This is a genomic window from Micromonospora sp. NPDC005686 (genome assembly GCF_042871665.1).
Lineage (GTDB): Bacteria > Actinomycetota > Actinomycetes > Mycobacteriales > Micromonosporaceae > Micromonospora.
In genome coordinates this window covers 691,862-704,743 of record NZ_JBIAIY010000002.1, presented here as the reverse complement: position 1 = coordinate 704,743, position 12,882 = coordinate 691,862, and the positions used below count along the sequence as shown (strand labels likewise).

Annotated in this window: 11 protein-coding genes; 3 read left to right on the top strand and 8 right to left on the bottom strand. The window is 69.5% G+C overall.

Translation table 11 applies throughout. From position 1 onward, the window contains the following. Positions 1–57 precede the first annotated feature (57 nt). Complete coding sequence (locus ACFYON_RS07245) at positions 58–462, bottom strand: cobalamin B12-binding domain-containing protein (protein WP_354870670.1); 405 nt, start codon at positions 460–462, stop codon at positions 58–60. Positions 463–865: 403 nt separating this feature from the next. Between ACFYON_RS07245 and ACFYON_RS07240 the strand changes: the two genes are divergently transcribed. Together ACFYON_RS07240 and ACFYON_RS07235 are read left to right on the top strand one after the other, a co-directional pair. Continuing rightward, complete coding sequence (locus tag ACFYON_RS07240) at positions 866–1,576, top strand: M23 family metallopeptidase (RefSeq protein WP_354870668.1); 711 nt, start codon at positions 866–868, stop codon at positions 1,574–1,576. 262 nt (positions 1,577–1,838) lie between these two features. Next, on the top strand, positions 1,839–2,594 hold the full coding sequence (locus ACFYON_RS07235) for a M23 family metallopeptidase (RefSeq protein ID WP_387188763.1): 756 nt from the start codon (positions 1,839–1,841) through the stop codon (positions 2,592–2,594). 90 nt (positions 2,595–2,684) lie between these two features. Here ACFYON_RS07235 and pcrA read toward each other — a convergent pair whose 3' ends face one another. After that, a complete protein-coding gene (gene pcrA, locus ACFYON_RS07230) occupies positions 2,685–5,078 on the bottom strand; it encodes a DNA helicase PcrA (protein WP_355014823.1) in 2,394 nt (797 codons plus the stop codon). A gap of 286 nt (positions 5,079–5,364) precedes the next feature. Here pcrA and ACFYON_RS07225 point away from each other — a divergent pair, with 286 nt between their 5' ends. Then, positions 5,365–5,718, top strand: a complete 354-nt coding sequence (locus ACFYON_RS07225; protein ID WP_354870662.1) for a chorismate mutase — start codon at positions 5,365–5,367, stop codon at positions 5,716–5,718. A 66-nt stretch (positions 5,719–5,784) separates the two neighbouring features. Here ACFYON_RS07225 and ACFYON_RS07220 read toward each other — a convergent pair whose 3' ends face one another. From ACFYON_RS07220 to ACFYON_RS07195, 6 genes are all read right to left on the bottom strand, one after another. Further along, entirely contained in the window at positions 5,785–6,801 is a 1,017-nt protein-coding gene (locus ACFYON_RS07220; protein ID WP_354870660.1) for a dipeptide ABC transporter ATP-binding protein, read from the bottom strand. Beyond that, a complete protein-coding gene (locus ACFYON_RS07215; RefSeq protein WP_354870801.1) occupies positions 6,794–7,822 on the bottom strand; it encodes an ABC transporter ATP-binding protein in 1,029 nt (342 codons plus the stop codon). The genes ACFYON_RS07220 and ACFYON_RS07215 overlap by 8 nt, the downstream gene beginning before the upstream one ends. A gap of 25 nt (positions 7,823–7,847) precedes the next feature. Beyond that, a complete protein-coding gene (locus ACFYON_RS07210; RefSeq protein ID WP_354870657.1) occupies positions 7,848–8,831 on the bottom strand; it encodes an ABC transporter permease in 984 nt (327 codons plus the stop codon). 75 nt (positions 8,832–8,906) lie between these two features. Next, a complete protein-coding gene (locus ACFYON_RS07205; protein ID WP_354870654.1) occupies positions 8,907–9,833 on the bottom strand; it encodes an ABC transporter permease in 927 nt (308 codons plus the stop codon). Positions 9,834–9,977: 144 nt separating this feature from the next. Beyond that, positions 9,978–11,621 (bottom strand): ABC transporter substrate-binding protein, encoded by a 1,644-nt coding sequence (locus tag ACFYON_RS07200; protein ID WP_354870652.1) that lies wholly within the window; start codon positions 11,619–11,621, stop codon positions 9,978–9,980. 582 nt (positions 11,622–12,203) lie between these two features. After that, positions 12,204–12,881 (bottom strand): response regulator transcription factor, encoded by a 678-nt coding sequence (locus ACFYON_RS07195; RefSeq protein WP_354870650.1) that lies wholly within the window; start codon positions 12,879–12,881, stop codon positions 12,204–12,206. Position 12,882 lies beyond the last annotated feature (1 nt).

The window sequence follows — 12,882 nt, the reverse complement described above, 5'->3', positions numbered from 1 at the left end:
CGTCCGGCCCCTCCCCCGTGCCCGGGGGAGGGAACGCGAGGCCGCAGACGCGGCGGGTCAGCCGACCGGCTGGGCGACGTTCTCCCGGACCCACTCGACGATCGAGCCGGTGGTCGCGCCCGGGGTGAAGATCTTCGCGACGCCGAGCCGCTCCAGCTCCGGGATGTCGGCGTCGGGGATGATGCCGCCGCCGAACACCACGATGTCGGTGGCGTCGCGCTCGCCGAGCAGTTCGACGACGCGCTTGAACAGCGTCATGTGCGCGCCGGAGAGCACCGACAGGCCGACTGCGTCCGCGTCCTCCTGGATGGCGGTCTCGACGATCTGCTCGGGCGTCTGGTGCAGGCCCGTGTAGATGACCTCCATGCCCCCGTCGCGCAGGGCGCGGGCGACCACCTTGGCCCCCCGGTCGTGGCCGTCAAGGCCGGGCTTCGCGACGACGACCCGGATACGAGAGCTCATCTGCGCACACCTTTCACCGGCACTCCTGACCTGAACGAACGGTAACCCGGCCGGACGGGAGGCGGGAAGCCGGGCCGGAACCGTCCCACAACCGGGCCCGTCCCTCTACCGCCCATGCCCCCACGCGGAAAGCCGGACACCTCCGCCGTTCGGTCACTGTCCGCGACGAATGGGCAGTCAACAGGCATCCGACCGGCGACACGAGATATAACAAGATCGGATAGAATTGGACATAACGAATCAGCAGTTCGGCGCTTCGGCTTGTGACAGGAGTGGCTGTTGGCTAACGTGACCACGGTTGTCATCAGGTCCACGGACGGGTGACGACGCGACACCGGAGTTTCCACCGAGCTCCACCGAACGGTCCGGAGTCGCATCGGATCCCCGACAACGGAGGGTGTGCGTGCGCCAGCGCCTGTCGTCTGAGCCCGATCGCTATCGCGGCCGCCGCCGCGTACCCACCCCACCGCGGAGCCGCTACGCGGCGGTGGTCACCACCGCGTTCGTCGGCGCCGGCATCGTCGCCATCGGCGCGAACGCCCTCCCCGACGCCAAGAGCGTCAACCCGTCGGTCCTCGACGAGCTCCGGCAGGCCTCGGTCGCCAGCCAGGACGCCGCCGACCGTGGCAAGAGCGCGGACGCCGCCTCCCGCTCCGACCGCTCCGACAGCAAGGCCGCCGAGCAGGACCCGTGGCTCCTGCCGCTGCACGGCTACGACTTCAAGTCCCCCTACGGCATGCGCTGGGGCAAGCTGCACACCGGCGTCGACCTGGTCGCCTCGGAAGGCACGCCCTACAAGGCGATCCACGCCGGCACGGTCACCAAGGCCGGCTGGTTCGGCGGCTACGGCTACGCCGTCATCGTCAAGCACGCCGACGGCAGCGAGGCCATCTACGGCCACTCCTCCGCCGTGACGGTCAAGGAAGGCCAGGAGGTGAAGGCCGGCGACCAGCTCGGCCTGGTCGGCAACACCGGCCACTCCTACGGCTCCCACCTGCACCTCGAGATCCATGTCAAGGGCCAGCCGCAGGACCCGGTGGCATACCTCAAGGACCGCGGCGTGAACATCCAGCTCGAACTCGAAGAGTTCTACAGCGACGCAGCCGCTTCCTGACGCTCCGTAACGCCTCTTAACCGCCCGGACCGCACGGTCCGGGCGGTTTCGTCTGTGCCGATGTATCCCACGTCACATCCGCGAGTGTGAGTGGGACCACGGTGGTCGAAGATCGACTCTTCGACCGAAGCGGTCGCGCGGCGGGAAACCGGACGCGCCGTGACGGCCCACGCCGCCGCCTCCGCACCCCCGATACCCGCTGCGAGCTGCGCCGACACCAGTATTTCGAGGTCACGTGCCCCTCGAACCGATGAAGGATCCCGTGCAGCACAGCAGCCCCACCCCGGACAACGCCCCCGCCCGGCCCCGGCGCCCGCGCCCCGCCCGGCGTACCGTCTACGTGGTCACCGGCGCGGTGGCCCTGCTCGGCCTCGGCATCGGCGGCGTGGTCGTCACCACCGCCCCGACGCCGGCCGCCGTCGACCTCGGCGTAGCGGCCCGCGCCGACGACGCCGCCCGCGCCGACCGCTCGGCCCGCGAGCCGGTCACCCCGTCCGCCGTTCCGGCCAGCCCTTCGCCGAGCGCGAGCGCGACCACCCCGGCGCCGAGGAAGCCGAAGAAGACGGCGACCGCGAAACCCAAGCCGAAGCCCAAGAGGACGACAGCGGCGAAGAAGCCGGCCTGGGTCATCCCGATGAAGGGCGCCGGCATCACCTCCTGCTACGGGCCCCGCTGGGGCACCCAGCACGCCGGCATCGACTTCGCCATGCCGGCCGGCACGCCGATCCACGCCGCCGCGGCGGGCACCGTGGTCAAGGCCGGTGACGTGGGCGACGGGTACGGCATCTCCGTCTTCATCGACCACCACAACGGCTACCTGACCCACTACGCCCACCAGAGCCGGCTCGCCGTCGGCGTGGGCGACAAGGTCACCGCCGGTCAGGTCATCGGCTACGAGGGCTCCACCGGCGACTCCACCGGCCCGCACCTGCACTTCGAGGTGCACCAGGGCGCGATGTGGAGCCAGATCGACCCGGCGCCGTTCCTGCGCGCACGGGGCGTCGGCGTGGCCTGCTGACGCGAGGTGGTCCGTCGGCGTGGCCGAGCCGCCGCCGGGCGGCCCGGCCGCGTCCGGGGGTTGAGTGGGCCGGTCAGGACCGCCCGACGCTCACAGCTTGTCGATCGGGGCGTGCCGCAGCACCAGCCACATGGTCTGGTCGCCGAAGTCGATCTGCGCACGGGCGCCCGGCCCGGCCCCCTCCACCGCCAGCACCCGGCCCAGGCCGTACCGCTGGTGGTTGACCCGGTCGCCGGCCGAGACCTTCGGGGCCTGCTTCAGCTCGCTCGCGGTGGACAGCCGGCTGGCGTCCACGCCCAGCCGCTTGGCCAGCTCGGTCGCCTTGGGCGTGCCGCCGGCGAAGCCGCCGCGGCCCAGCCGGTCCGCCCGGCCGCCGACGCCGCCGCCTCCGCCACCCCACGAGGTGTACGACCCCTCGGTGCGCTCCCAGCGGACCAGCTCCGGCGGCAGCTCCTCCAGGAACCGCGACGGCGGGTTGTACGCGGGCGCGCCCCAGGCCGACCGGGTCACCGCGCGGGACAGGTAGAGGCGCTGGCGGGCCCGGGTGATGCCCACGTACGCCAGCCGCCGCTCCTCCTCCAGCTCACGGGTGTCGCCGAGCGAGCGCAGGTGCGGGAAGACGCCGTCCTCCAAGCCGGTCAGGAAGACCACCGGGAACTCCAGGCCCTTCGCGGTGTGCAGAGTCATCAGGGTGACCACGCCCTGGTGGTCCGGATCGTCGGACGGGAGCTGGTCGGCGTCGGCGACGAGCGCCACCTGCTCCAGGAAGCCGGCCAGGGTGGCCCGCTCGTCGTCGGCGCCGAGCGCCTCGATCCGCTCGGTGTACTCCCGGGCGACGCTCACCAGTTCCTGGAGGTTGTCCACCCGGCCGGCGTCCTGCGGGTCGAGGCTCTCCTCCAGCTCGGCCAGGTAGCCCGAGCGGGTCAGCACCGCCTCCAGCACCTCCTCCGGCGTGCCGGTGTCGGCCATCTCCCGCGCCGCGTCGAGCAGCGCGACGAACTCGGCGATGCCGTTCGCCGCCCGGGTGGAGATGCCCGGCGCGTCCTTGGCCCGGCGCAGCGCGGCGCCGAAGGAGATGCGGTCCCGCGCGGCCAGCGCCTCCACGCACGCCTCGGCCCGCTCGCCGATGCCCCGGCGGGGGGTGTTGAGAATCCGGCGCAGGCTGACCGTGTCGTCGTCGTTCACCACGGCGCGCAGGTAGGCGAGCGCGTCGCGGACCTCCTTGCGCTCGTAGAAGCGCACCCCGCCGACCACCTTGTAGGGCAGGCCGACCCGGATGAACACCTCCTCGAACACCCGGGACATGGCGTTGGTGCGGTAGAACACCGCCACGTCGCCCGGGCGGGTCTCGCCGTCGTCGACCAGCCGGTCGATCTCCCGGGCCACCCAGTCGGCCTCGGCGTGCTCGGTGTCGGCGACGTACCCGACGATCTGCTCACCGGACCCGGCGTCGCTCCACAGCCGCTTCGGCTTGCGGGAGGTGTTGCGGTCGATCACCGCGTTCGCCGCGTTGAGGATGGTCTGGGTCGAGCGGTAGTTCTGCTCCAGCAGGATCGTGCGGGCGTCGGTGAAGTCCCGCTCGAACTCCAGGATGTTGCGGATGGTCGCGCCGCGGAACGCGTAGATCGACTGGTCGGCGTCGCCGACCACGCACAGCTCGGCCGGCGGGATCCCCTCGGTCCCGGAGACCAGCTCCTTGATCAGCACGTACTGGGCGTGGTTGGTGTCCTGGTACTCGTCGACGAGCACGTGCCGGAACCGGCGCCGGTAGCTCTCCGCCACGTGCGGGTGCGACTGGAGCAGATGCACCGTCGTCATGATCAGGTCGTCGAAGTCCAGCGCGTGCGCCTCGCGCAGCCGCCGCTGGTAGAGCGTGTACGCCTCGGCCAGCGCCCGCTCGTTGGGCCCCTTGGCCCGGCAGGCGAACTCCTCCGGGTCGACCAGCTCGTTCTTCAGGTTCGACACCTGGGCGGCCAGGCCCCGGGCCGGGTAGCGCTTCGGGTCCAGATCCAGCTCGCGGACGACCATCTGCATCAACCGGCGCGAGTCGTCCGCGTCGTAGATCGAGAACGTCGACTTCAGGCCGGCGTGCTCGTGCTCGGCCCGCAGGATGCGTACGCAGGCCGAGTGGAACGTCGAGACCCACATGAGCCGGGCGCGCGGGCCGACCAGCGCGGCCACCCGCTCCTTCATCTCACCGGCGGCCTTGTTCGTGAACGTGATCGCGATGATCTCGCCGGGATGCACGTCGCGGGCGGCGAGCAGGTAGGCGATCCGGTTGGTGAGCACCCGGGTCTTGCCGGAGCCGGCGCCGGCCACGATCAGCAGCGGGGAGCCGGCGTGGGTCACGGCGTCCCGCTGGGGGCCGTTCAGGCCGTCGAGGAGGGCACCCGGGTCCGGCCCAGGGCGTCCGGGGCGGCGCGGCGGGGTCGGCCGGGACTCCGGCGCGGGCGGGGACGCGGGAATGTCGAAGAGAGGATGCATCGCAGCCCGAGTCTATGCCGCCCGGCGGACACTTCCCCGCCCGCGCCGCCGGTCGGCGCACCGGCACGTCTCACCTGTTGGTGCGTCTTCTTGCGCGCGCGCCCGGGTGGTCGGCATACTCGACGCGTGTTCGATCAGCGCTTCTACTTTTACTACGGCACCGGGAGTCCGGCAGCCGTGGGTCGCGCCTGATCACTGACCTGCGAAACGCCCCGGGCTCCCCAGAGCCCGGGGCGTTTTCGTTCCGGGATCCGGGTACCGGGCCCGAGCCCCGAGAGGGACGACGATGATGACTGACGTGGTGGAGCCCAGCGGCAGCCTGGCGCGGCACGACCGGCCGGCCGACGGCGCCCCGACCGGGGCCGCCGCTGCCCGGACCGGCACCGACGACGCGGCGGCGGCGGAGCGGATCGGCGAGATCCGGCGGCGGATCGACGAGATCGACCGTACGCTCATCGCGCTCTGGCAGGAGCGGGCCGCGCTCTCCCAGGAGGTCGGCGCGACCCGGATGGCGTCCGGTGGAACCCGGCTGGTGCTCTCCCGCGAGCGGGAGATCCTGGAGCGGTTCCGGGCCGAGCTCGGCGCCGACGGCACCCAGCTCGCGCTCCTGCTGCTGCGCGCCGGCCGCGGCCCGCTGTGACGGCTGTGGAGACGACGAACCGCCTGCCTGCGTCGTAGTTGACGCCGGCAGGCGGTCCGGTTCGGATCAGGCCACCTCGTGGGTGACGACGATCTCCCGCTTCTCCGCGAAGTGGCAGGCGCTCGGGTGATCCGAGCCCGGCCGGATCTCCAGCAGCGGCGCCTCCTGGGCGCAGATGTCCTGCGCCTTCCAGCACCGCGTGCGGAACCGGCAGCCCGAGGGCGGGCTGACCGGCGAGGGCACGTCGCCCTGGAGCCGGATGATCGCCTTGCTCTCCCGTACGGTCGGGTCCGGCACCGGCACCGCCGACAGCAGAGCCTGGGTGTACGGGTGGGTCGGCCGCTCGTAGATCTCGTCCTCGGTGCCGATCTCCACCATCTTGCCCAGGTACATCACGGCGACCCGGTCGGACAGGTGCCGCACCACGGACAGGTCGTGGGCGATGAAGACGTAGGACAGCCCGAACTCGGCCTGGAGCTTCTCCAGCAGGTTCATCACCTGGGCCTGGATCGAGACGTCCAGGGCCGACACCGGCTCGTCGCAGACGATCACCTCGGGCCGCAGCGCCAGCGCCCGGGCGATGCCGATGCGCTGCCGCTGGCCGCCGGAGAACTGGTGCGGGTACCGGTTGATGTGCTCCGGGTTGAGGCCGACCAGGTCGAGCAGCTCCTTGACCTTGCCACGCCGGCTGCCGCGCGGGGCCACCTCGGGGTGGATCTCGAACGGCTCGCCGATCAGGTCACCCACGGTCATCCGGGGGTTCAGCGAGGTGTACGGGTCCTGCATCACGAGCTGGATCTGCCGGCGCAGTCGCCGCAGCGCACCGCCGGAGAGCTTCGAGATGTCCTGGCCCTTGTAGAGGACCGAACCGGAGGTCGGCTTCTCCAGGTTCATCAGCACCCGGGCGAGCGTCGACTTACCGCAGCCGGACTCGCCGACCACTCCGAGCGTCTCGCCGGCCTTGAGATCGAACGAGACGCCGTCGACGGCCTTGACCTGGCCGATGGTCTTCTTGAACACCACACCCCGGGTCACCGGGTAGTGCTTGACCAGGTCACGAACCTCGATGATGTGCTCAGTCACGGTTCACCAGCTCCTCGGCGAAGTGGCAGGCGCTGGCCCGGCCGTTACCCAGTTGCAGCAGCGGCGGGACCTTCTCCCGGCACACCGGCTGCGCCATCGGGCAACGCGGGTTGAACGCGCAGCCCGGCGGGATGTTCATCAGGTTCGGCGGGAGGCCCTTGATGGTGCGGAGCTCCTGGCCCTTCTCGTCCATCCGGGGGATCGAGTCGAGCAGGCCCAGCGTGTACGGGTGCGCAGGCTTGCGGTACAGCTCGTAGACGTCGGCTTCCTCGACGATCCGGCCGGCGTACATGACCGCGATCCGGTCCGCGACGTCGGCGACCACGCCGAGGTCGTGGGTGATCAGGATCATGCCCATCTGCCGTTCCCGCTGCAGCTCGCCGAGCAGGTCCATGATCTGGGCCTGCACTGTCACGTCCAGCGCTGTGGTCGGCTCGTCGGCGATGAGCACCTCGGGGTCCAGCGCCAGCGACATGGCGATCATGGCGCGCTGCCGCATACCACCGGAGAACTGGTGCGGGTAGTTGCTGAACCGGCCCTTGGCGTTGGGGATCTTCACCTGGTCGAGCATCTCGATCGCGCGCTTCTTGGCGTCCGAGCGGCTCATGCCGCGCCGGATGCGGAACTGCTCGGCGATCTGGAAGCCGACGGTGAAAACCGGGTTGAGAGCCGAGAGCGAGTCCTGGAAGATCATGGCGATGCCCTCGCCACGGATCCGTCGCCGCTGCTCGGCGGACTGCTTGAGCATGTCCTTGCCGTGGAAGCGGACCTCGCCGCCGGTGACGAACCCGGGCGGGGTGTCCAGGATGCCCATGATGGTCTGCGCCGTGACGCTCTTGCCGGAGCCGGACTCGCCGAGCACGGCGAGGGTCTCCCCCGCGTCGACGTGGTACGTGACTCCGTTGATGACCTTGGCGACGCCGTCCCGGGTGCGGAACTCCACCCGAAGGTCGTCGACCTCGAGCAGGCGGCCCGAGGGGCGGCCGGATCCGTCGGCGCCCGGCGCGGACTGCTCGGACACGAGAATGTCGGACAACTCAGTTCCCCTATCGGAGCTTCGGGTCGAGGGCCTCGCGGACCGCCTCGCCGAGCATGACGAAGCTCAGCACGGCGGTGACGAGGAACGCGGCGGGGAAGAACAGCAGGAACGGCGAGACCCGGATGTAGTTCTGCGCCTCGCTGATCATGATGCCCCAGGAAACCACCGGGTTCTTCAGGCCGATGCCGAGGAACGAGAGCGTGGCCTCCGCGCCGATGAACGAGCCCACCAGGATCGTGCCGTAGACCAGCAGCGGTGCCAGGCAGTTCGGCAGCAGGTGCTTGAGGATGATCCGGCCGGTGCCCGCGCCCAGGGCGCGGGCCGCGACGATGTAGTCGGCCTCCTTGGTGGAGAGCACCGAGGAGCGCATGAGCCGCATCACCACCGGCCAGGTCAGCACGCTCAGGGACATGATCACCAGGCCCATGATCGTCCACTCGCCGTTGTCGGTGCCGGACCCGTTGAACGTGGTCAGGATGACGATCGAGCCGAGCACGAACGGCAGACCGAAGAAGATGTCCGCGATCCGGGACAGCAGCGCGTCCACCCAGCCGCCGCGGTAGCCGGCGATGATGCCCATCGCGCCACCGACGAACAGCGTCAGGAGGGTGGAGACCACCGCGACCACGATCGAGGCGCGGGCGCCGTAGATGACCCGGGCGTAGACGTCGCGACCCTGCACGTCGTAGCCGAACCAGGCGGAGGAGGACGGTTCGACCCGGCTGCGCTCCAGCGTGCCGTTCACCGCGTCGCCGGAGGTGAACAACGACGGGAAGGCGGCCATCAGGATGAACAGCAGGATGAACGACGCCGAGATCCAGAACAGCGGCTTGCGGCGCAGGTCGATCCAGGCGTCGCCGAGCAGACCGCGGGGCTTGTGCTGCTTCGCGCTCTCCGGCAGGCCGGCGTTTGTGGGCGCGCCCGACCCGGCCTCGGTGGGCATGGTCGCGGGCGGCGTCGTCACGATCGACGCGGTACTCGGGTCACTCATGCCCGCACCTCGTTGCGCTCGGCGCGGGCGTGGTTACCCGCGCAGACTGCTGGGACGATTCGTTCGCTGCGGCGGTCACTCATAGCGGATCCTCGGGTCGAGGGCGGCGTAGAGCAGGTCGACCACCAGGTTCATGATGAGATAGACGAGCACCAACACCACCACGATGCCCACAACGGTAGCGCTCTCCTTCGTGACGATCGAGCGGAGCACCTGGCGGCCGATGCCGTTGATGCCGAAGATGCCCTCGGTCACGATCGCGCCACCCATCAGCGCACCGAGATCGGTGCCGAGCAGGGTGACCACCGGGATGAGCGAATTGCGCAGCAGGTGCACGCCGACCACGCGGCGCATGGGCAGGCCCTTGGCGATCGCGGTACGGACGTAGTCGGCACGCCGGTTCTCGGCGATGCTCGTCCGGGCGACACGCGCCACGTACGCCATCGAGGCGCTGCCGAGCACGAAACCGGGCACGATCAGTTCGCTGAACCGCATCTCGTTGGAGACGGTCGGGTTGATGATGCCCCACTTGACGCCGAGCAGCCACTGAAGCACGAAGCCGATGACGAAGACCGGCAGGGCGATCAGGAAGAGCGTGGAGACCAGGACCAGGTTGTCCAGGAAGCCGTTGCGACGCAGACCGGTCAGGATGCCCGCGCCGAGACCGATCACGGCCTCGATGGTGAGGGCGACCACCGCCAGCTTCAGGGTGTTCGGGTACGACGTGGCGATGATGTCGCTGATTTCGCGACCGCCGAACGTGATACCGAAGTCACCCTGGAGAAGGTTCTTCATGTAGCTGGCGTACTGCACCCAGATCGAGTCGTCGAGATGGTACTTCTCGGTCATCATGGCCCGGTAGTTCGGCGGGCAACCTCGGTCACCGCACTTGCCGGCGAAGGGGTCACCGGGCACGGACCAGACGAGCCAATAGATCAGGAACGTCGTACCGATGAACACCGGCACGAGTTGCAGCAGCCGTCTCAAGAGATAACGGCCCATGGGGTGGTCCTCCAGACAGGGAGCGCCGGGTAGGCCGACGCGACGGCGACAACGTGCGAGGGGTTCGTTGTACACCCCCTCGCGGAACGGCCCCGGGCCGGGCTCACCGGTAGGCGAGCCCGACCCGGGGTCAGACCGTTCGGATCAGAGCTCGACCGAGGTGATGTCGAGCTCACCGACGTTGGACAGCTCCAGCTTCTTGATCTTCTCCGAGTAGCCGGACTGCTGGCCACCGAAGTAGATCGGCATGGTGGGGACGTCCTGGTCGATCAGCTTGACGGCCTCAGCGAACTTCTTGTGGGCCTCCTCGAGGCTGGGGGCCGCGGAGGCCTCCTTGGCGAGACGGTCCACCTCGGGGTTGCTGTACTTGCCGTCGTTCGAGGAACCACCGGTGACGTAGAGCGGGTTGATCCAGTTCTCGACGTCCGGGTAGTCCTGCTGCCAGCCGGCCCGGTAGGCGCCGGTCATCTTGTAGGCGTTGATGTTGGCGCGGAAGACCGCGAAGGTCGGCACGCCGACGGCGACCGCGTCGATGCCCAGGTTGGTCTTGATCTGCTGGGCGACGGCCTCCATCCACTCCTTGTGGCTGGCGTCCGCGTTGTACGACAGGGTCAGCTTGCCCTGGAAGCCACCGGCCTCGGCGAGGAGCTGCTTGGCCTGGTCCACGTCGAACTTGCAAGCGGTGCAGTTGCCCGGCTCGGCGCCCGGGGTCAGCGGGTTGGCCCAGCTGTCGGCCGGCTTGCGGTTACCGAAGAAGATCTTGTCGGTGATCGACTGCCGGTCGACGGACAGCGAGATCGCCTTGCGCAGCTTCGGGTTCTGGAAGCGCTTGTCGTAGATCGGGAAGGCGATGATGCCGGTCGACGGGGTGGTCGTGGGCATGGCCCGCTCACCCAGGTCGGTCTTCCACTTCTCACCGGCCAGCGCGGAGACCGGAACCTGCTGCTGGAAGTCCAGGTTGCCGGCGAGCAGGTCGTTGTACGCCGCCGTGTCGTCCTGGTAGATCTTGACGGTGACGTCCTTGATCTTCATCTTGTCGCGCAGGCTGTAGTCGTCGAAGCGGGACAGCTTGATCTCGACGTCGTCCTGCCACGAGACGAGCTTGACCGGGCCGTTACCGATCGGCTTCTTACCGAAGTCGGCCGGGGCGGCGGAGAAGAACGCGTCCGGCAGCGGCATGAAGGCGCTGTAGCCGAGCTTGGTCGGGAACACGGAGGTCGGCGCGGAGAGCGTGACCTCGAAGTTCCAGTCGTCGACGACCTTCAGGCCGGACATGTCCTTGGCCTTGGGCTCCGGAGCCTTCTTCGGGCCGTCCGGGCCGTCCGGGTCCTCGGTGTAGACGTCGTCGAAGCCCTGGATGTCGGCGAAGAAGGAGGCGTTCTGCGCGCCGTTCGGGCCGTACGCCGCCCAGTTCCAGGCCTTGACGAAGCTCTCGGCCTTGACGGTGGTGCCGTCGTGGAACTTGGTGTTCTGCTTGATCTTGATCTTGAAGACCTTCGAGTCGGTCGTGTCGATCGACTCGGCCAGCAGGTTCTGCGGCGCCCCACCGTTGTTGGGGTACTCGACCAGGCCGCTCCACAGCCAGTCGATGACCTTGCCACCACCGGTCTCGGTGGTGTTCGCCGGAACCAGGGGGTTCTCCGGCTGGGTGCCGTCGATGACGATCGCGCCGTCCTTGTTGGCGCCGGCGTCGCCACCGTCGTTGTTCCCGCTGGAGCAGCCGGACGCGACGAGCGCGAATGCCGCGCCCACCGCGAGCGCGCCGCTCGCCCGCTTCGAGACTCTCATTACGAGGGGCCTCCTCTTTCTAACCTGGTTCCGTCGTGAGTTTCACGCACGTCTTTGGGGGGTGACACCACCGGCGGCCCGAACCACAGGACACCGGTTACCGCAGAGGAATTCGGGACACCCCAGGGGTACCGATCCGCCGGGCGCCACACCCTGGACGAGACACCGCGCAGGGTCGGCGACCGCGCGACGACGCAAAAGACGGCGTCGCGTGTTCGACAGGCCCGACGAAGTGCCTCACACCGGGGGGTGAGGTGCTGCCACTGTGACACCAACCGGCCCTTTCCGTGAAGGTGCCGTTATCAAGCCGTTAGTTGGTCGCCGCGTTGCCGATACTTGAGAAAAGATCACAAAGTGTGCGGACGACAAGGCCCTGAACAGGAGGAACGGGCAGCAAGAGGTCGACAGATGTCCCTGCCACAGGAGAGCTGTGACGTTCACCGCGCCGATGCGGCCGTTCCTCGTGGGCGTACGACTGTCGCGTTTTCTGTCCGTCCGGATGATGCCATGCCGACTGAGCGGGCGACGCGACCACCTCGGTGGATGAGGCCGTCGAGGCCGCGCCCAGGGTGGCGGCCGGTCCTAGACCAGCCGGCGGTCGGCGGCCCAGCGGGACAACTCGTACCGGTTCGACATCTGGAGCTTGCGCAACACGTTGGAGACGTGCGTCTCGACCGTCTTGATCGAGATGTACAGCTCCTTGGCGATCTCCTTGTACGCGTACCCCCGGGCGAGCAGCCGCAGCACCTCGCGCTCGCGGTTGGTGAGCTGGTCCAGCTCCGGGTCGGCCACCGGCGCGTCCGGCCGGGAGGCGAACGCGTCGAGCACGAACCCGGCCAGCCGCGGGCTGAACACCGCGTCGCCGTCGGCCACCCGGCGGATCGCGTCGGTCAGCTCCTCCGGCGAGATCGTCTTCGTGACGTACCCCCGCGCGCCGGCGCGGATCAGGCCGATCACGTCCTCGGCGGCGTCGGAGACGCTCAGCGCCAGGAACCGCACCTGCGGGTGGGTACGCCGCATCGCCTCCAGCACCGCGCGGCCACCGCCGTCGGGCATGTGCACGTCGAGCAGCACCACGTCCGGCGCGCTGGCCGCGATCCGGGTCACCGCCTCGGCCACCGAGCTGGCCTCGCCGACCACGTCCACCCGCGCACCCAGTTCGGCGCGGACGCCGGCCCGGAACATCGCGTGGTCGTCGACGAGGAACACCCGCAGCGGCCCGCGCGGCGCCGTACCCTCGACCGGTTCCTGCTCGGACATG